The organism is Litchfieldia stipae (genome assembly GCF_014837155.1).
In the GTDB taxonomy this organism is placed as follows: Bacteria; Bacillota; Bacilli; order Bacillales; family Bacillaceae_L; genus Litchfieldia.
Genome location: NZ_JACYHA010000003.1, coordinates 289,372 through 308,727, shown reverse-complemented (window position 1 = coordinate 308,727; position 19,356 = coordinate 289,372). Strand labels below are relative to the sequence as shown.

Annotated in this window: 17 protein-coding genes; 12 read left to right on the top strand and 5 right to left on the bottom strand. The window is 36.2% G+C overall.

Annotated features, from left to right (window positions below; all coding sequences use genetic code 11):
• Positions 1-53: 53 nt before the first annotated feature.
• Positions 54-782, bottom strand: coding sequence for a sulfite exporter TauE/SafE family protein (locus F7888_RS05695; RefSeq protein ID WP_191778078.1), 729 nt, complete (start codon positions 780-782; stop codon positions 54-56).
• 134 nt (positions 783-916) lie between these two features.
• Here F7888_RS05695 and F7888_RS05690 point away from each other — a divergent pair, with 134 nt between their 5' ends.
• From F7888_RS05690 to F7888_RS05675, 4 genes are all read left to right on the top strand, one after another.
• Entirely contained in the window at positions 917-1,792 is an 876-nt protein-coding gene (locus F7888_RS05690) for a LysR family transcriptional regulator (protein ID WP_191778076.1), read from the top strand.
• A gap of 106 nt (positions 1,793-1,898) precedes the next feature.
• Positions 1,899-2,618, top strand: a complete 720-nt coding sequence (dapD, locus tag F7888_RS05685) for a 2,3,4,5-tetrahydropyridine-2,6-dicarboxylate N-acetyltransferase (RefSeq protein WP_191778074.1) — start codon at positions 1,899-1,901, stop codon at positions 2,616-2,618.
• Between the two features lie 63 nt (positions 2,619-2,681).
• Complete coding sequence (locus F7888_RS05680; protein WP_191778072.1) at positions 2,682-3,809, top strand: N-acetyldiaminopimelate deacetylase; 1,128 nt, start codon at positions 2,682-2,684, stop codon at positions 3,807-3,809.
• A gap of 83 nt (positions 3,810-3,892) precedes the next feature.
• On the top strand, positions 3,893-4,138 hold the full coding sequence (locus F7888_RS05675; RefSeq protein ID WP_191778071.1) for a YkuS family protein: 246 nt from the start codon (positions 3,893-3,895) through the stop codon (positions 4,136-4,138).
• Between the two features lie 104 nt (positions 4,139-4,242).
• Here the strand turns inward: F7888_RS05675 and F7888_RS05670 are convergent, their stop codons facing one another.
• Complete coding sequence (locus F7888_RS05670) at positions 4,243-5,088, bottom strand: mechanosensitive ion channel family protein (RefSeq protein WP_191778069.1); 846 nt, start codon at positions 5,086-5,088, stop codon at positions 4,243-4,245.
• A gap of 272 nt (positions 5,089-5,360) precedes the next feature.
• On the opposite strand from F7888_RS05670, the gene F7888_RS05665 reads away from it, so the two are divergent.
• From F7888_RS05665 to F7888_RS05655, 3 genes are all read left to right on the top strand, one after another.
• Positions 5,361-7,115: an ABC transporter ATP-binding protein gene (locus tag F7888_RS05665; protein ID WP_191778067.1), complete on the top strand. Its 1,755-nt coding sequence runs from the start codon at positions 5,361-5,363 to the stop codon at positions 7,113-7,115.
• A 15-nt stretch (positions 7,116-7,130) separates the two neighbouring features.
• The gene (locus tag F7888_RS05660) at positions 7,131-8,957 is read left to right on the top strand and encodes an ABC transporter ATP-binding protein (protein WP_191778064.1); all 1,827 of its coding nucleotides are present in this window, start codon (positions 7,131-7,133) and stop codon (positions 8,955-8,957) included.
• 139 nt (positions 8,958-9,096) lie between these two features.
• Positions 9,097-9,759 (top strand): potassium channel family protein, encoded by a 663-nt coding sequence (locus F7888_RS05655; RefSeq protein ID WP_191778062.1) that lies wholly within the window; start codon positions 9,097-9,099, stop codon positions 9,757-9,759.
• Positions 9,760-9,805: 46 nt separating this feature from the next.
• On the opposite strand, the gene rnjA is transcribed toward F7888_RS05655, so the two are convergent.
• The 3 genes from rnjA to def all read right to left on the bottom strand — a co-directional run bounded on the left by rnjA (position 9,806) and on the right by def (position 13,030).
• The gene (gene rnjA / locus F7888_RS05650; RefSeq protein ID WP_191778060.1) at positions 9,806-11,473 is read right to left on the bottom strand and encodes a ribonuclease J1; all 1,668 of its coding nucleotides are present in this window, start codon (positions 11,471-11,473) and stop codon (positions 9,806-9,808) included.
• A gap of 6 nt (positions 11,474-11,479) precedes the next feature.
• Positions 11,480-11,689 (bottom strand): DNA-dependent RNA polymerase subunit epsilon, encoded by a 210-nt coding sequence (locus F7888_RS05645; protein ID WP_191778058.1) that lies wholly within the window; start codon positions 11,687-11,689, stop codon positions 11,480-11,482.
• 789 nt (positions 11,690-12,478) lie between these two features.
• Positions 12,479-13,030, bottom strand: coding sequence for a peptide deformylase (gene def, locus F7888_RS05640; RefSeq protein ID WP_191778056.1), 552 nt, complete (start codon positions 13,028-13,030; stop codon positions 12,479-12,481).
• A 247-nt stretch (positions 13,031-13,277) separates the two neighbouring features.
• Between def and F7888_RS05635 the strand changes: the two genes are divergently transcribed.
• From F7888_RS05635 to lpdA, 5 genes are all read left to right on the top strand, one after another.
• Positions 13,278-13,952 carry a YkyA family protein gene (locus tag F7888_RS05635; RefSeq protein WP_318246229.1) on the top strand — a complete coding sequence of 225 codons (675 nt, stop codon included), beginning with the start codon at positions 13,278-13,280 and terminating at the stop codon, positions 13,950-13,952.
• A gap of 445 nt (positions 13,953-14,397) precedes the next feature.
• Positions 14,398-15,510, top strand: coding sequence for a pyruvate dehydrogenase (acetyl-transferring) E1 component subunit alpha (pdhA, locus tag F7888_RS05630; protein ID WP_191778054.1), 1,113 nt, complete (start codon positions 14,398-14,400; stop codon positions 15,508-15,510).
• A 3-nt stretch (positions 15,511-15,513) separates the two neighbouring features.
• Positions 15,514-16,491 carry an alpha-ketoacid dehydrogenase subunit beta gene (locus F7888_RS05625; RefSeq protein ID WP_191778052.1) on the top strand — a complete coding sequence of 326 codons (978 nt, stop codon included), beginning with the start codon at positions 15,514-15,516 and terminating at the stop codon, positions 16,489-16,491.
• Positions 16,492-16,599: 108 nt separating this feature from the next.
• Positions 16,600-17,889 (top strand): dihydrolipoamide acetyltransferase family protein, encoded by a 1,290-nt coding sequence (locus F7888_RS05620; RefSeq protein WP_191778050.1) that lies wholly within the window; start codon positions 16,600-16,602, stop codon positions 17,887-17,889.
• 3 nt (positions 17,890-17,892) lie between these two features.
• A complete protein-coding gene (gene lpdA / locus F7888_RS05615; RefSeq protein WP_191778049.1) occupies positions 17,893-19,302 on the top strand; it encodes a dihydrolipoyl dehydrogenase in 1,410 nt (469 codons plus the stop codon).
• The last annotated feature ends 54 nt before the right edge of the window (positions 19,303-19,356 follow it).

The following is a 19,356-nucleotide window of genomic DNA, read 5'->3' as shown; positions in this document are numbered from 1 at the left end:
AAGCATGGATGTGGTGAATCTACTTACACGTCCATGCTTTTCTTAATGATTGGTTATAGGATTCTGATGATTAGTTGTAGGATTAATAACAGTGTAACAATCCTCAATATCATAGTTAAATAACTTTTTTTTAGTTTCTTTGCAACTCTGATGGATACTTGTGCTCCTAAAACGGAACCTAATGTGAGCCAAAGGGCGTATTGAAGTTGAAAGTGGCCAGACAGGAGGTACATAGAGATTGCTCCAAAACAGCTTAAGAATGTTTGGAAACGTGAAAATGCAATAGCAGATAAATATGAAAAACCATGTCGCAAGAAAGTATGCATTAACAATGTACCTTGGCCTGGGCCAAACATCCCATCATAAACTCCAATTCCGTATAAATAGGGATATACCTTATAAGGGATATTTCGATGTGTTTTTTCCTCTGGCAGTGACTTCAACATGTTTAAGATTAAAGCAAAACTGAGCAAGATAATCGCAATGATCGTCATAATCTGCTCAGAAAGATAACTAGCAATCAGTCCTCCACTTATCCCTCCTAATAAACTAAAGGGAGCAATCATTAACGCTCCTTTTATATTAATCTGCTTTTCTCTTAAAAGAATAATAAAACTTGAAAAAGAACTAAATACGTTTGAAAATTTATTTGAAGCAATAGCTGTGTGAATAGGAATTCCTAAAAGCAACATAGCAGGAAGACTAACCAAACCACCTCCGCCTGCCATTGTTCCTATAAATGTTCCAACAAACCCAATACAAAACAAAAGAAACTCAATCATATCCTCACCTACAATCATTGTATGTAGTTATGCCTTTAAGTTAATAGTATGACTTCTTCTGTAATAATGAAATAAGGAAAAAGTTAGTTTATAATATAAGAAAAACTTATTGATGGAAGAAGCGAGGTGAACGTATGCAATTTTCAGAATTCCAACTATTAGTTGTATTAAATACAGAAATGAATATGAGAAAAGCGGCTGAAAAACTTTTTGTTTCTCAACCAGCACTATCACAAAGATTACAATCAATTGAAAAAGCATGGGATACTAAAATCTTTGTTCGTTCTCCAAAAGGACTTACACCAACACCTGCAGGTGAAAGAATCATTGATTTCGCTAAAGAGGTTGTTGAAAAAGAGGAAAAGATTAGAGAACAAATAACTGCATTAGATTCAGAGGTTTACGGAACATTAAAAATAGCCTGCGCATCAATTATTGGTCAGAATTGGTTGCCACAGATATTAAAGAGATTTGTTACGAAATACCCCCATGCGAAAATATCATTAATAACTGGCTGGAGTAGTGAAATTCTGAAAAATTTATACGATGATACGGTACATATTGGAATCATTCGAGGTAATCCAGATTGGAAAGGAATTAAGAAGCATCTTATCACTGACACGATGTATTTGGTTGACACAGAAATTCAATCGATTGAACAAGTGTTGAAAACAGACAGACCCTTTATCCAATTTAAGAGTGATTCAACCTATTATCAAGAAATTCAAGAATGGTGGCACCGTACGTTTCAAATGGTTCCGAAAAGAACAATTATTGTAGATCAAATTGAGACATGCAAACAAATGACATTAAACGGGATTGGATATGCCATTCTTCCGTCAGTTACCCTTGCGCAGGAAGATACACATATTTATAAGATTCCTTTATTAAATGAAGCGAATGAGCCATTAGAAAGGGATACTTGGTTAATAGGCTATGAATCTGCCTTTGAATTAAAACAAGTAAAAGCATTTGTCGAAATAATTGAAGAAACATTTAATCAACGATAAAAAAATAGACTTTATTCTTGTCATGTATACTTTAGTTTGTTAAATTAACTATAGAAGTTGGCTATCATATAGCTATTCAAGTACTATACTAGGAGGAAATATACATATGAACATGATGGATGCAAATGAAATTATTTCATTTATTCAAAATAGTGTTAAATCAACACCTGTAAAAGTATATGTTAAGGGTGATTTAGCAGGATTAGACTTCGGGGCAAATTCAAAAACCTTCATTACAGGTAATACTGGGATTGTTTTTGGTGAATGGAAGGACATCGAAGCAACATTAGAAACAAATGCTTCTAAGATTGAAGATTACGTAGTAGAGAATGATCGTAGAAATTCAGCGATTCCTTTATTAGACTTAAAAGGAATTAAAGCTCGAATTGAGCCAGGAGCAATTATCCGTGATCAAGTAACAATTGGTGATAATGCAGTTATAATGATGGGAGCTTCTATTAATATTGGTGCAGTTATCGGTGAAGGTACGATGATTGATATGAATGCAGTATTAGGTGGAAGAGCAACTGTTGGAAAGAACTGTCATGTTGGAGCAGGAGCAGTATTAGCTGGAGTTATTGAACCACCTTCAGCACAGCCTGTTATTTTAGAAGACGATGTCCTAATTGGTGCGAACGCAGTTGTTTTAGAAGGTGTACGAGTAGGTAAGGGTGCAGTTGTTGCTGCAGGAGCTATCGTTATTGAGGATGTTCCAGCAAACACTGTTGTAGCAGGAACTCCAGCACGAGTTATTAAAGAAATTGACGAGAAAACAAAATCTAAAACAGAGATTAAACAAGAGCTACGTCAATTAAATGAAGAATAAAAAAAGTAAGCGTGGATAAATCATCCACGCTTGTATTATATCTAGAAGGGTGTGAGAAAAAAGGTGACTACTTTAAATCCATTTGTGAAAATTAGACGTGATCTTCATCAAATTCCTGAATTAGGATATCGGGAATTTAAAACTCAAGCCTATTTACTGAACTATATTCAAACGTTACCTGGGGAACGATTAGAAGTTAAGACATGGAAAACTGGAATATTTGTTATGGTTAAAGGAACAAATCCTAACAAAACAATTGGCTATAGGGCAGATATTGATGGTCTGCCAATTGTTGAAGAGACAGAGTATGATTTTAAATCCTTACATCCTGATACAATGCATGCCTGTGGACATGATTTACATATGAGTATCGCATTAGGAGTTCTAACAAATATGGTGAACACTCCAATTAAGGATAACGTTCTCTTTATTTTCCAACCGGCAGAAGAGGGTCCTGGTGGAGCGCTACCGATGCTTCAGAGTGAAACTATGCAAGAATGGCAGCCGGATTTGATTATTGGACTACATGTTGCCCCAGAGCATCCAGTAGGAACAATTGCAACAAAGGAAGGGCTCCTGTTTGCGAATACATCAGAATTATTTATTGATTTTACCGGAAAAGGTGGACATGCTGCTTACCCTCATCAGACAAACGATATGATTGTTGCGGCATGTTCTTTAGTCTCACAGCTTCAATCAATTATATCTAGAAATGTTGATCCGTTAGATAGTGCTGTTATCACGATTGGGAAAATAACTGGAGGAACGGTGCAAAACATTATTGCTGAAAGAGCAAGACTCGAAGGTACCATTCGTACCCTTTCAGTGGAATCAATGGTTAAAGTAAAAGAACGGATTGAGTCTCTTGTAAAAGGGATTGAAGTAGGTTATCAGTGTAAGACGAGTATTGATTATGGTGCCATGTATCACCAGGTGTATAACCATGAAGAATTAACTCGTGAATTTATGAATTTCATTGATGAACGTCCAGAGGTCAATTTGATAGAGTGTCGTGAAGCAATGACTGGTGAAGATTTTGGTTATATGATCAAAGATATCCCAGGGTTTATGTTCTGGTTAGGCGTTGAGTCAGAATTTGGGCTACACCATTCAAAGTTAACTCCTAATGAAGATGCAATTGCAGTCGGTATACAAGTAATAACTGAGTATCTTCAATATAAAGGAAATTAATTTTTTTGTAATCTTTCTCCTGTATTGTGTAAAGAATAACATTGTCTATTATTGACACAATACATAATAGGAGGTGGATATAAATGGCGAAAATCGGTGTGGAAGATTCATTAACAGATGTGCAGCAGGCACTCGCAGAGCGAGGTCATGAAATTGTGCAATTGCGCCAAGAGAATGATGCGAAGGATTGTGACTGCTGTGTAATCACAGGATTGGATTCAAATGTTATGGGGATGGCAGATACAGTAACTAAAGGACCTGTCATTGAAGCAAACGGCTTAACTGCTGAAGAAATATGTCAGCAAATTGATAGTAGAATTGGCCAATAATTAGCAGGATATACTTACCTTTTTGTAAGGCTGTCAAAAAAAGTACTAGAAAATGATCTTTAGTCATTTCTAGTACTTTATGAGACAGTCTTTTTGTTTAGACGCTATTCAGATTTTTTTTCGATATAGACTTGATGTGGAAATGGAATCTCAATTCCATTTGAATCTAACGACTCTTTAAGTGCTTGTCTAAGTTTTCTTTCGACAGCCCATTGCCCCATATTTTCAGTTTTAGCAATTATACGAATAACGATATCAGAGGAGCCTAATGATTGGACACCAATCACATTTGGTCCTTCTTTAATTGTTTCATCTTCTGAAGCAATACGGTCACAAGTTTCTTGAAGTACTTGAATCGCCTGATCGATGTTATCGTTATACGAGATACCAATATCAACAAGCGCCCTCATATTACCACGAGAATGATTGCTAAGACTTGAAATTTGACGGTTAGGAACAAAATGAAGAGTTCCATCAAAGTCCCGAATCTGTGTCGTTCTTAGGCCAACAGATTCAACAATTCCAGAAAATCCAGCGGTCGTAACATAATCATCTACGTCTATCTGTTTCTCAAGAAGAAGAAAGAAACCAGTGACAACATCACTAACTAGACCTTGTGCTCCAAATCCGATGGCTAGACCAATTACACCGGCACTTGCTAATAATGCAGTAGCATCATAATCAAATATGCCAAACACCATAACGATAAAGATGAAGATAAGGATGTATGAAAAGACATTTAAGCTTAAGCTTTCAAGTGTTCTTGCCCGTCCCATCGAGATGTTTTCTCTTTCAGTGATTTTTTTAAATGAATTTCTTATAATACGGTTTCCTATACTCTTGACGATCAGAAAAGCAATAATAATTCCAATTAATTTAAGAATAATTATCCCAGCTCCTCCTAATATAGCTTGCCAGTTATAATTGGCAGGATTTAAATATTCAGTCATCCTTTCACTCATCCTTTCAATATTTGCAGGGGCAGTTATTCTACTCAGCCTTCAAATGAAATATATTGAAAATTGTATCACAGTGAAATTCGATTTCAAGTGATACAACCTTGTAATGGATGGGGAGTGATTTATAGGATAAAACACGTATTCATTGTAAAAATTCGAGTAATTCGAAAAATTCACTGGAAATTTATTTCGAAAGTCGATATATTAATAGTTACGTGTTGGAATTTTACTTTAATTTATACATCAATAAGGGGAGGCTTAAAATGGATACGTTTAAGAAATTAAAACAATTTTATTGGCCAAATAAAGCTTTATTTATATGGTCAATGTTCTTTCTATTGTTTGTAACTGTTATTACAGTTGTGTACCCAATTGTCTTACAGTTTACAATCGATGAAGTGGTATTAGATGGAAAATACGAGTATGTACCATATGTAGCCTTAGGGTTTATTGGAATTATGGTAGTGAAGGGGATTACTACATATTTTCAACAATATCTGGGGGATATGTTTGGGATTAAATCGGTATATGGACTTCGAAATGCTTTATATAAGAAGCTTCAATACTTGCCGTTTCGTTATTATGATAATGCGAAGACAGGGGATTTAATGTCGAGGCTAACAGCTGATGTAGAAGGATTCCGATTCTTTCTATCATTTGGTTTTGCTGAATTACTAAGGTTTGTCCTATTAGTAGGTACGAGTTTGGTTGTCATGTTTTCTTACTCAGTATCACTTACATTTGTTACGATTGCAGCTTTACCTTTTCTTGCAATAGTAGTATATAAGTTTGATAAGAAGGTCCATCCTGCATTCCGTGGAATTCGAAAATCATTTGGACGATTGAACACAAATGTTCAAGAGAATATTAGTGGAATAAATACTGTTAAATCATTATCAAGAGAATCGTTCCAAATCAATAAATTTAACAATTCAAACACTGACTATAAGGGGAATCACCTTTATACAGCTGAAATTTGGGCAAAGTACTTTCCACTAATGGAGTTCATCGGAAATGTAAGCGTTGTTGCGTTGTTATCTTATGGGGGTTATCTGGTGATTGCTGGTGATCTTTCTCATGGTGCTTTGGTGGCATTCTTTAGTTTAGTTTGGTACATCATGGGACCGATTATGAACCTTGGGTTTATCATTAACCAATTTTCTCAATCAAAGGCTTCAGGTGAACGCTTGCTTGAAATTCTTGAAGCAGATGAAGAAATTCTAGAGAAGAACCAATCGATTGCGAAAGAACGACTTGAGGGCTATATCGAATTTAACGATGTTACTTTAAAGTATACAGAGGATGATGCAGCTGCACTATCTTCAATTTCATTTAAGGCTGAGCCAGGGAAAGTGATTGGACTTATTGGTTCAACAGGTTCGGGGAAAACAAGTATTACTCAATTAATTACTAGATTCTATGAGCCAATCAAAGGTCAGGTACTTATTGATGGTCGAGATGTAAAAGAATACTCATTGAATTCAATTCGAAGAAATATTGGATTCGTTCTTCAAGAATCTTTTCTCTTCTCATCGACAATAAAAGCCAATATAGCCTATGGTCGACCTGATGCAACAATGGAGCAAATTATTGATGCAGCTAAGCGAGCTCAGGCACATGATTTCATTATGGAGTTACCAAATGGGTATGACACATTACTTGGTGAACGTGGTATGGGGCTCTCAGGCGGACAGAAGCAGCGTATTGCGATTGCAAGAGCAATCTGCATCGACCCAAGTATCTTAATCCTAGATGATGCAACAAGTGCTGTTGATATGGAAACAGAGTTTAATATTCAAAGAGATTTAAAAGAAGTTATGAAGGGGCGTACGACGATCATCATTGCTCACCGTATCTCTTCATTAAAACATGCAGATGAAATACTCGTGTTAGATGAAGGAGCAATTGTTGAACGTGGAAAGCATGAAGAGCTTGTTGAGCTAAATGGAGCTTACCGTCGAATTTATGACATTCAATATAAGGATCAAAAAGCAGTTCTGCAATCACAAACAGGATGAGGTAGGTGAACATAGATGAGTGAAAAAATAGAACGTAAGAATAATGTGAATAACCGTTTTCATTACTCAACAGATCAAGTAATAGATAAGCCATTTAACTGGAAGCAAATGTTTCGCTTATTTAGTTATATGAAGCCTTATTCAAAAACTTTATTGCCGTTAGCTTTTCTAGCGGTTATCATTACAACTGCCATTCGCTTAATTGTCCCTATCTTAATAGGGGTTTATACTTTAGACCATGCAATCGCTAATAAGGATACGAATTTATTAGTTAAACTAGTCGTTATCATTGCGGTGCTCTATGCCATTTCTTATGTGGCCAATGTATTTCGAATAAGATGGATGAATCAGTTAGGTCAGAATGTTATTTTTGATATAAGAAAGCATTTATTTACCCACGTACAACATTTATCCCATCGTTTCTTTGATCAACGTTCAGCGGGATCGATCCTTGTACGGATTATGAATGACATCAATTCGTTACAGGAATTATTTACGAATGGAGTCATTAATCTGTTCATGGACTTTCTGTTATTATTAGGAGTTTTCGTGATTTTGTTTGCTTTGAGTCCGGAGTTAACTCTAGCAATCATGGTAATTCTACCAATTATGTTCTTTATCTCTACAAGTCTAAGAAAGAAAATTCGTCGTTCTTGGCAGATGGTACGTATGAAACAAGCGAAATTAAATTCTCACTTGAATGAAAGCATTCAAGGAATTCGAGTCACTCAATCATTTACTCAGGAAAAAGAAAACATGGAATTCTTCGACGGTGTTAATACGGAAACGTATGAAAGCTGGAGAGATGCGACAAAAAAGAATGCGATGTTCAGACCGTTTGTTGAAATGACGAATGCAGTCGGTACGGCAATACTCTTATGGTATGGAGCTTATTTAATTACAGGACCTGGTCATTTAAGTATCGGTGCGTTTGTATCGTTTGCAGTGTACTTAGGGATGTTCTGGGAGCCTATTTCAAGACTAGGTCAGGTTTACAACCAATTATTAATGGGGATGGCTTCGTCAGAGCGTATTTTCGAGTATTTAGATGAACAACCAATCGTCTCAGAAAAAGAGAATGCGAAGAAATTAACTGATATTAAAGGGAAAATTGAATTTGAACATGTTGAGTTTTCATATGACGACAAGCGTAAGGCATTAAAAAGTATTTCACTTACGATGGAAGCTGGGCAAACTGTTGCATTAGTGGGCCATACAGGTTCTGGGAAAACAACCATTGCCAATTTGATCAGTCGTTTCTATGATGCGACAAGTGGTTCTGTCAAAATTGATGGGATTGATGTGAAAGATGCGAAGCTTGACAGTGTCCGTTCTCAAATCAGTGTTGTTCTACAAGATACATTTATATTCTCAGGTACCATTATTGAAAATATTCGATTTGGACGCCCTGATGCCACAGATCAGGAAGTAATTGAAGCAGCAAAAGCTGTTGGAGCAAATAGCTTCATTGAAAAGCTCCCGAACGGATATTATACTGAGGTTGAAGAGCGAGGGAATATCTTATCTGTGGGAGAGCGTCAATTATTATCATTTGCAAGAGCACTCTTAGCAGATCCAAAAATCTTAATCTTGGATGAAGCAACGGCAAGTATTGATACTGAGACAGAAATGAATATTCAGAGTGCGCTAAGAAAATTACTTAAGAATCGTACGGCCATTATTATTGCACATAGACTTTCAACTATTAGGGAAGCAGATAATATATTCGTATTAGATCATGGCGAGATTCTAGAGCAAGGCTCACATGATCAATTGATGAAATTACAAGGTGAATATTATCAGCTTGTTAAAGCACAATTTAAGATGTTAGAAGTTGGATAAAGAGAAGAAAGGAAGAGGGAAACCTTTTCCTTTTTCTTTTCATTGAAATTTCTTTTATAAATTGCTTCATTTTTGATATGATAGAATAATATAAGGTTAGATTTACTACAATAAAGGTGTAATTAATGGGGGACTTCTTGTGAAAAAAGAATTCGCAGTCATTGGACTTGGTCGTTTTGGCGGTAGTATTTGTAAAGCTCTAAGTGAAGAGGGCATGGAAGTAATGGCTATGGATATGGATGAAGAAAAGGTAAACGGTTATTCAGCGATTGCTTCTCATGCAGTTGTTGGAGATTCGACTGATGAATCTGTTTTGAAAAGCCTTGGCATAAGAAATTTCGATCATGTGATTGTAGCAATTGGTGACAATATCCAAGCTAGTATTCTTACTACATTGATTCTGAAGGAATTAGGAGTTAAACATATTACAGTCAAAGCTCAGAATGACTACCATGAAAAAGTATTAAGCAAAATAGGTGCAGATCAAATTGTACATCCTGAACGTGACATGGGGAGAAGAATTGCACATAATATCATTTCAAATAATGTACTGGATTATTTAGAGCTGTCTGATGAGCATAGCATTGTAGAATTAGTAGCTAGTAAAAGAATGGATGGGAAAACGTTGATTGATTTAGACATCCGTGCTAAATATGGTATTAATATTGTCGCAATTAAAAGAGGGAAGAATATTATTGTATCACCTCAAGCAACAGAATTAATCCAACAAGGGGATATACTAATCGTCATTGGAGCAGATACAGATATTAACCGATTTGAAAAGAATTTAGTAGGAGAATAGTCAAAAAAAGTGGACGACCTTCAAAGAGGTTGTCCACTTTTTTTATTTATACTTCCATGATTATTGGTAAAATCATTGGACGACGTTTTGTTTTCTCATATAGGAATGGTGCCAATGTATCAGTGATCTCATTTTTAATTTCAGACCATTGAGTTGTACGGCGTTCCATTACCTTGTTTAAGTGTTTCGAAATTAAGCTTTGTGCATCGTTAATCAAATCACCTGATTCACGCATGTAGACGAATCCACGAGAAATCAAGTCTGGACCAGCAGCGATTTTGAAATCCTTCATGTTAATGCTAACTACAACAATAACAAGTCCTTCTTCTGATAAGATTCTACGATCTCTAAGAACAATATTTCCGATATCTCCAATACCACTTCCATCAATATAAACATTTCCTGAAGGGATTTTTCCTGAAACAGATGCTTCATTTTCACTTAAAGCTAATACGTCTCCGTTATCCATGATAAAGCAATTTTCTTCAGGCACTCCACAATCAGTGGCAAGCTTCATGTGCATTTTCTGCATACGATATTCACCATGAATAGGCATGAAATACTTCGGCTTCATTAAGCGTAACATTAACTTTTGTTCTTCTTGTCCACCATGACCTGAAGTATGGATATCAAATAATGGACCATGAATCACTTCTGCACCTGCACGATAGAGCATATTGATCGTACGGCTCACGCTTATAGTATTTCCTGGAATAGGTGATGAAGAGAATACTACCGTATCTCCAGGGATAATTTGAATTTGACGATGAGTCCCACCGGCAATTCTTGATAAGGCTGCCATAGGCTCACCTTGGCTTCCAGTACAAAGAATCGTTACACGATTAGCTGGTAAGCGATTTATTTGTGATGCTTCAATAAATGTTTCCTTTGGTGCTTTAATGTATCCAAGATCTAATCCAATGTCAATTGCTGCTTCCATACTTCTACCAAATACAGCGACTTTTCTTCCGTTTTGTACAGCAGCTTCAACCACTTGCTGTAGACGATGTATGTTTGAAGCGAAAGTAGCGAAGATCAAACGTCCGTCCTTTTTTCGGAAAATATCATTTATACTCTCACCAACACGACGCTCAGACATCGTGAATTCTGGATTTTCTGCATTTGTACTATCAGATAGTAAGCAAAGAACTCCATCTTTTCCTATTTCAGCCATCTTAGTTAAGTTTGCAGGCTCTCCAACTGGTGTGAAATCAAATTTAAAATCACCAGTATGTACAACTTGGCCAGGAGGTGTTTTGACTACAATCCCAAATGCCTCAGGAATACTATGAGTTGTTCTATAAAAACTAACCGAAGTTTTCCGGAATTTGATTATATCTTCTTCGTTTACTTCAATTAGCTTTGTTTGTCTAAGTAATCCGTGCTCTTCTAATTTATTTCTTATTAATGCTAATGCTAGCTTACCTGCATAAATTGGAATATTGATCTCTTTCAAAAGGTAAGGAATCCCACCAATGTGGTCCTCATGACCATGAGTGATAAATAAACCTTTAATTTTATCAACGTTCTTAGATAGGTAGCTATAATCTGGAATGACGTAATCAATTCCTAGCAATTCGTCCTCGGGAAACTTAATTCCAGCATCAATCAAGATGATTTCATCTTGAAATTGTACGCCGTAGGTATTTTTTCCGATTTCACCTAATCCCCCTAGGGCAAATACTGCAGTTTGGTCATTTTTAACAAATTTCATACTTTATCATATCTCCAATACTTTAAAATCTTCATTTAGTTGTTCATACTCTAGATGTGCATTTTCTACTGCCTGAATATATTCAATATTTATAGTGCGATCTTTTAATTTAATACGAACATCCTTCTCAGAACCTGCTTCAACGTAAATCGTTTTTGTTTTTTCTCTAACAGGTACCTCGTTTGCTTGTTCCTGAAAATATACTTTAAAAATCATTTGCCAAATCTCTCCTTAATTTCCGAATGTTAGATTCACTTTTTCTATTATATAAAAAAAAAGGAAGTTTTTCATGTTTTTTCTATTATTTACTTAAAAACTCTTTTGTTCCCTGAAAATTCATCTATAAAAAGATATAAATAATTAGGCCCTTCTGAATTGAAGGGCCCAGAAGTTACTATAAAAGAAATGAAGTAAATCGATCATTTAAGCGATTGTTTTTTTCTTTAATAAGTCAGACCATTGTTTTAATAATTTTTTTCTAAGCTTCTTAAGCATGATACCATCTTCTCCTTTTTTTTAGAATTTAAAACGGTCTCATTAAGGTTAAATGTTTTCTGACAACTTGTACGATTGAATTTATATATTGTAAGAAGAGTTTTATCCCACTTATAGTATATGATATTTATTAAAAGGTTAACGTGGGTAAAATTGGAAAAATAAGCACAATTTATACTAATTAAGTTAGATTAAGTTGATTGTAATTAAAGGCTGTTTTCTCAAAGTTTGTTGTTTTGAGATGAATAATTGAGAATGAGATTTCTAGCAGCCTGAATACACTCAAGACTCCCGTGGGATACGTGAGCAAAGTGAGACGTGAGCAGGAGCGCTAGCGACGAGGAGGCTCACCGGTCACCCCACAGGACGCGGAGTGTATTCAGGCTGCGGGTATTAAAAGCAACAATCTATACGAAAACAGCCTAATTAAAACAACCAATTTTGAGAAAGCAGTTCAATAAAAAAGACAAATGTTTGCTGGGTGGTTAAGCAACATTTGTCTTCTTTGGTTTAGATTTCAACAGGGATAGAGTTGTCTGGAATACGGAATGGATCACTTTTATCAATATGATCATAGAACATGATTCCATTTAAGTGGTCAATTTCGTGTTGAAATACGATTGCCGGTAATCCTTTTAATTTAATCGTAATTTCTTCTCCATCTACTGTCATGCCTTTTACTTTTACTCTTGCATAACGAGGAACAATCCCTTTTACTTCTCGATCAACAGATAAGCACCCTTCACCGTGAGTTAAATAACTTCTTTCAACTGAATGGCTAATGATCCTCGGATTGAAGAGTGCATAGCTATATAATTTATCATTCTGGTCCATCAGGTGAATGGCAATCATTCGTTTTGGAATATTTATCTGAGGAGCAGCAAGTCCGATTCCAGGGCGTAGACTATATTTTTCAGCTAATTCGGGGTCTTGACTATTTTTTACAAACTCTAACATTTCTTTAAGGATTCTTATATCTTCATTCGTAGGTACCTCAACGGTTTCAGCTACTTTTCTAAGAGTTGGGTGGCCTTCTCTTACGATATCATCCATTGTAATCATATCTCTCACTCCTTATGAAAATCGCTATGACTAGTTTGATTATAGTCATAAGGCTAAAAAAAATAAAATAAAATATTGCATTTCCTAGTAAATTTTAATCATATGCGTTCTATTAAAGGGACAAGCACATAATAATAAGAATAATGATATAAAATGAAAATGGATATTTCTGAATTTAATAAGCTTGTTAAAAAGGGTTAAACAACTTATAGTATTATAATGTATATAGGTTAGGGGGCAGAACGAAGTGAAAAAACATATGATGATAAAGCTGACATTATTAGGTTTGTTTTTCATTACAATAGTTGGCTGCAACAAAGGACCGACTGCGGAGGAAGAAATTTATAATGTACTTGAAGATGTTGTTAAGCTAGAAGATACATTTAAAGAACAGCAAAATCCGTTAGTAGAACTTGAACAGAAGGAAAAAGACTTATACGATGAGATTATTTCGTTAAGTATGAAGGATTTCGATCAAATCGTTGAATTATCGAACGAAGCTCTATCAGTAGTTGATGAGAGAAAAGAGCGGATTAATAGTGAATTCGAAAGCATTCAAGAATCCAAAGCGAAATTTGAAACTGTCATGGTAAACATTGAAAAGCTTGAGAATGAAGAACTTAAACAGGAAGCTTTGAATTTGGTTGATTTAATGAATAATCGTTATTCATCCTATGATGAGCTGTACTCAAGTTACAACGATGCTATCAATTTAGACAAAGAATTATATGAATTATTCCAAGACGAAGGCTTAGATATAGAAGTTCTTCAAGGGCAGATTGATAAGATTAATGAAAGTTATGATAAAGTAATCGCTGCAAATGAGCAATTTAATGAGTATACAGAAAATTATAATCAGGCAAAAATTACTTTTTATAAAAATGCAGGTCTTGAAGTTGTTTATGAAGGAGCAAATGAATAATAAAGATGAAAAAGTGAGCATACAAAGTATGTTCGCTTTTTTTGTCGTTTTTGCAGAAAAGGAAATGTTTGGGTGGTGTAAAGTAAAACCTATTATAATACAGGTTAAGTTATTGTGTTAATACAGTATTGAGAAATCTAAATTCAATAAGAAAAAATCAACTGAAGAAAAAACTTATAAAAAATCATTAAGCAAAGAGATTGACGCAACAAAATATCTTGTTGTAAACTTAGAAAGTAATATTTGGTGTATTAATTCATTTAATAATATTATTAATACAGTTGTTTAAAATGACATTTTCCGTACATATAATTATTACTTGTTTTTAGATAAGACAGTCGAAAAATGTCTTTTAAATGATAATTTTGGGTAACCTAATGCTGATGTTTAATGATATTTTCAAGGTTAAAGAAACGCCTAATAGAAAGGAAGAGGTGACATTAGAATGGCTAAAACAAAAAACGTTTTATTTGATAGCCAAAAGCAGCTTAAAAACGTTGCTAATCAATATCCAACATTACAAATCCTTAATGAAGAGGGAGTCGTAGTGAATGAGGCAGCTTTCCCAGATTTAAGTGATGACCAATTAAAAGAATTAATGAGAAGAATGGTATTCACTCGAATTCTTGATCAACGTTCTATCTCTTTAAACCGTCAAGGTCGCTTAGGTTTCTACGCACCAACGGCTGGTCAAGAAGCATCTCAACTTGCTTCACAATTCGCATTAGAAAAAGAAGACTTTATTTTACCTGGTTATCGTGATGTTCCACAAATCGTGTGGCATGGCTTACCATTATATCAAGCATTCTTATTCTCTCGTGGACATTTCCTTGGAAACAAAATGCCAGAAGGTGTTAACGTAATCTCACCTCAAATCATCATTGGTGCTCAATATATCCAATGTGCTGGGGTTGCTCTAGGAATGAAGAAGCGTGGAGCAAAATCAGTTGCTATTACTTATACAGGTGATGGTGGTGCATCACAGGGTGACTTCTATGAAGGTATTAACTTTGCAGGAGCTTACAAAGCACCAGCTATCTTCGTTGTTCAAAACAACCGTTTTGCAATTTCTACACCAGTTGAAAAGCAATCAGCTGCTACAACAATTGCTCAAAAGGCAGCAGCAGCAGGTATCCCTGGTATTCAGGTAGATGGAATGGACCCATTAGCTGTATATGCAGCAGTTCGTGATGCTCGTGAGCGTGCAATTAACGGCGAGGGACCAAGCTTAATTGAAACATTAACATACCGTTATGGTCCTCACACTATGGCAGGGGATGACCCAACTCGTTACCGTTCTTCTGATTTAGACAGTGAATGGGAAAAGAAGGATCCTCTAGTTAGATTCCGTAAATTCCTTGAAGCTAAGGGATTATGGAATGAGGAAGAAGAAAACAAAGTAATCGAAGAAGCTAAAGAAGAAATCAAAGTAGCTATTAAAAAAGCAGATGAAACTGCTAAGCAAAAAGTTACTGATTTAATGTCTATTATGTATGAAGAATTACCATATAACCTACAAGAACAGTATGAAATCTACAAAGAGAAGGAGTCGAAGTAAGCCATGGCGCAAATGACAATGATTCAAGCAATCACTGATGCGTTACGCACTGAAATGAAAAAAGACGAGAATGTCTTAGTTTTTGGAGAAGACGTTGGTCTTAATGGTGGTGTGTTCCGTGCGACAGAAGGACTACAAGCAGAATTTGGTGAAGAGCGTGTATTTGATACACCTTTAGCTGAATCTGGTATTGGTGGTCTAGCGATTGGTCTTGGTTTACAAGGCTTCCGTCCTGTTATGGAAATTCAATTCTTCGGATTTGTATATGAAGTTATGGATGCAGTAAGTGGGCAAATGGCTCGTATGCGTTATCGTTCAGGTGGGCGTTATAATTCACCTGTAACAATCCGTTCACCATTTGGTGGTGGGGTTCATACTCCTGAGCTACATGCTGATAGCTTAGAAGGTCTTGTTGCTCAACAGCCAGGTCTAAAAGTAATTATTCCATCAACTCCTTATGATGCAAAAGGATTATTAATTTCTGCCATTCGTGATAATGATCCAGTTGTATTCCTTGAGCATATGAAGCTATACCGTTCATTCCGTCAAGAGGTTCCTGAAGAGGAATATACAATTGAGATTGGTAAAGCAGATGTTAAGCGTGAAGGTACCGACATTACTATGGTTACATACGGTGCAATGGTACATGAATGTCTTAAAGCTGCAGATGAATTAGAAAAAGAAGGGGTTTCTGCTGAGGTCATTGACTTACGTACAATCAGCCCGTTAGATATCCCAACAATTATTGCTTCAGTTGAAAAAACTGGTAGAGCAATTGTTGTACAAGAAGCTCAAAAGCAAGCTGGAATTGGTGCAAATGTTGTTGCTGAAATCAACGACCGTGCAATTCTTAGCCTTGAAGCTCCAGTATTACGTGTAGCTGCTCCTGATACAGTATTTGCATTTACTGCTGCTGAATCAGTTTGGTTACCAAACTACAAAGATGTTATTGAAACTGCAAAGAAAGTATTGGAATTCTAATTAACATAAAAAAAGGTAACTTCTCAAATGATAGTGTTGGCTACTCCCTGAGAGTTACCTTTGATAAGACAAAAAATCATATTCCAACAAATTTAGGAGGCGAATACCGTGGCATTTGAATTTAAATTGCCTGATATCGGTGAAGGTATCCACGAAGGTGAAATTGTCAAGTGGTTCGTAAAACCGGGTGACGAAGTAAATGAAGATGATGTACTTTGTGAAGTACAAAATGATAAAGCTGTAGTTGAAATCCCATCTCCAGTTAAAGGGAAAGTAATTGACGTTCTTGTAGAAGAAGGTACAGTTGCAATCGTTGGAGACACATTAATCACTTTTGATGCACCTGGTTATGAAGATCTAGTGTTCAAAGGTCATGATGATGACGCAAAGCCTGAAAAAGAAGCAGTTAAAGAAGAGGAACCAGTTGCTCAAACTGCATCTTCAGCTACAGAGGTTGACCAATCTAAGCGTGTGATTGCAATGCCTTCAGTTCGTAAATATGCTCGTGAAAAAGGTGTTGAAATCCGCCTTGTATCTGGTAGTGGTAAAAACGGCCGTGTATCAAAAGAAGACATCGATGCATTCTTAACTGGTGGCGCAGCACCTGCACCTACAGAAACAGCAGCACCTGCACCAGCAGCAGCGAAAGAAGAAAAGGCTGCAGCACCTGCTAAACAACCAATTCCTGCTGGTGAATATCCAGAAACTCGTGAGAAAATGTCTGGAATTCGTAAAGCAATTGCAAAAGCAATGGTTAACTCTAAGCACACTGCTCCTCACGTTACATTAATGGATGAGGTAGATGTAACTGAGCTTGTAGCAAACCGTAAGAAGTTCAAGGAAGTAGCAGCAAGCAAAGGAATCAAGCTAACATATTTACCATATGTAGTTAAAGCATTAACATCTGCTTTAAGAGAATTCCCAGCGTTAAATACTTCACTTGATGATGCAACTGATGAGATTGTTCATAAGCATTATTACAATATTGGTATTGCAGCAGATACTGAAAAAGGTCTCCTTGTACCAGTTGTTAAAGATGCAGACCGTAAATCTATCTTCTCAATTTCAAATGAAATTAATGAATTAGCTGTAAAAGCACGTGATGGAAAACTAGCTCCTGCTGAAATGAAAGGTGCTTCATGCACAATTTCAAACATTGGTTCTGCAGGTGGACAATGGTTTACTCCAGTTATTAATCACCCAGAAGTAGCAATTCTTGGTATCGGTCGTATTGCTGAAAAGCCAGTTGTGAAAAATGGTGAAATTGTTGTAGCACCAGTTCTTGCTATCTCACTAAGCTTTGACCACCGTATGATTGATGGTGCAACAGCTCAAAACGCATTAAATCATATTAAGCGTTTATTAAATGATCCACAATTATTAATAATGGAGGCGTAACAAATGGTAGTAGGAGATTTTCCTATCGAAACAGATACTCTTGTCCTTGGGGCAGGTCCTGGTGGTTATGTAGCAGCAATTCGTGCTGCGCAACTAGGACAAAAAGTAACAATTGTTGAAAAATCAAATCTTGGTGGAGTATGTCTTAATGTTGGATGTATCCCTTCTAAAGCGTTAATCGCTGCAGGACACCGTTATGAAACTGCCTTGCATTCTGAGACAATGGGGATCACTGCGGAAAACGTGACTGTTGATTTTTCTAAGGTTCAAAATTGGAAAGCTAGCGTTGTTAATAAGCTGACTTCTGGTGTTGAAGGCTTATTAAAAGGCAATAAAGTTGAAATCGTTCGTGGAGAAGGCTATTTCGTTGATGCTAACACAATTCGTGTTATGGATGAAAACTCAGCCCAAACATATACTTTTAAAAATGCGATTATCGCAACTGGATCTCGTCCAATTGAGCTTCCTACTTTTAAGTATTCAAATCGTGTTATCAACTCAACAGGTGCTTTAAACTTACCTGAAATTCCTAAGAAGCTAGTGGTCATTGGTGGAGGAGTTATTGGAGTTGAGCTTGGTACGGCTTATGCTAACTTTGGAACTGAAGTTACAATTCTTGAAGGAAGCGATGAACTATTTGCTGGTGCATTCGAAAAGCAAATGTCATCCCTTGTAGCTCGTAACTTGAAGAAAAAAGGTGCTGAAATCGTTACAAATGCCCTTGCAAAAGGTGTAGTTGAAAACGATAATGGTGTAGTAGTTACGTATGAATCAAAAGGAGAAGAAAAAACGGTTGAAGCAGATTATGTGCTTGTAACTGTAGGTCGTCGTCCGAATACAGACGAAATGGGCCTTGAGCAAGTTGGTGTTGACATGACTGATCGTGGAATCATCAATATTGATACACAGTGCCGTACAAATATCCCTAATATCTTTGCGATTGGTGATATTGTTGCTGGACCACAATTAGCGCATAAAGCTTCATATGAAGGGAAAATTGCTGCAGAAGTAATTGCTGGTCATAATGCTCAAATTGATTATCTTGGAATTCCAGCTGTTGTATTCTCTGATCCTGAGCTTGCTTCTGTTGGTTATACTGAAAAACAAGCAAAAGAAGAAGGAATTGAAGTAGTTGGATCTAAATTCCCATTTGCTGCAAATGGTCGTGCATTAGCTTTAGACAATGCTGAAGGTTTCTTGAAACTTGTCACTCGTAAAGAGGATGGACTTGTGATTGGAGCTCAAATTGCTGGACCGAGTGCTTCTGACATGATTGCAGAGTTAGGTTTAGCGATTGAAGCGGGAATGACTGCTGAAGATTTAGCAATGACAATTCACGCACATCCAACATTAGGTGAAATTACAATGGAAGCTGCTGAAGTAGCAATTGGTAGCCCAATCCATATTTTATAAAATAAATAAAAATAAAGGCTTTCTTTAGGAGATATATATCCTGAGGAAAGGCCT

Bases quoted from the DNA above. Each gene is read 5' to 3' on its own strand.
- F7888_RS05660 (WP_191778064.1), top strand. From the start codon at position 7,131: ATGAGTGAAAAAATAGAACGTAAGAATAATGTGAATAACCGTTTTCAT.
- F7888_RS05665 (WP_191778067.1), top strand. From the start codon at position 5,361: ATGGATACGTTTAAGAAATTAAAACAATTTTATTGGCCAAATAAAGCT.
- F7888_RS05645 (WP_191778058.1), bottom strand. From the start codon at position 11,689: ATGATTTTTAAAGTATATTTTCAGGAACAAGCAAACGAGGTACCTGTT.
- F7888_RS05670 (WP_191778069.1), bottom strand. From the start codon at position 5,088: ATGACTGAATATTTAAATCCTGCCAATTATAACTGGCAAGCTATATTA.
- F7888_RS05695 (WP_191778078.1), bottom strand. From the start codon at position 782: ATGATTGAGTTTCTTTTGTTTTGTATTGGGTTTGTTGGAACATTTATA.
- pdhA (WP_191778054.1), top strand. From the start codon at position 14,398: ATGGCTAAAACAAAAAACGTTTTATTTGATAGCCAAAAGCAGCTTAAA.
- F7888_RS05675 (WP_191778071.1), top strand. From the start codon at position 3,893: ATGGCGAAAATCGGTGTGGAAGATTCATTAACAGATGTGCAGCAGGCA.
- rnjA (WP_191778060.1), bottom strand. From the start codon at position 11,473: ATGAAATTTGTTAAAAATGACCAAACTGCAGTATTTGCCCTAGGGGGA.
- dapD (WP_191778074.1), top strand. From the start codon at position 1,899: ATGAACATGATGGATGCAAATGAAATTATTTCATTTATTCAAAATAGT.
- lpdA (WP_191778049.1), top strand. From the start codon at position 17,893: ATGGTAGTAGGAGATTTTCCTATCGAAACAGATACTCTTGTCCTTGGG.
- def (WP_191778056.1), bottom strand. From the start codon at position 13,030: ATGATTACAATGGATGATATCGTAAGAGAAGGCCACCCAACTCTTAGA.
- F7888_RS05625 (WP_191778052.1), top strand. From the start codon at position 15,514: ATGGCGCAAATGACAATGATTCAAGCAATCACTGATGCGTTACGCACT.
- F7888_RS05690 (WP_191778076.1), top strand. From the start codon at position 917: ATGCAATTTTCAGAATTCCAACTATTAGTTGTATTAAATACAGAAATG.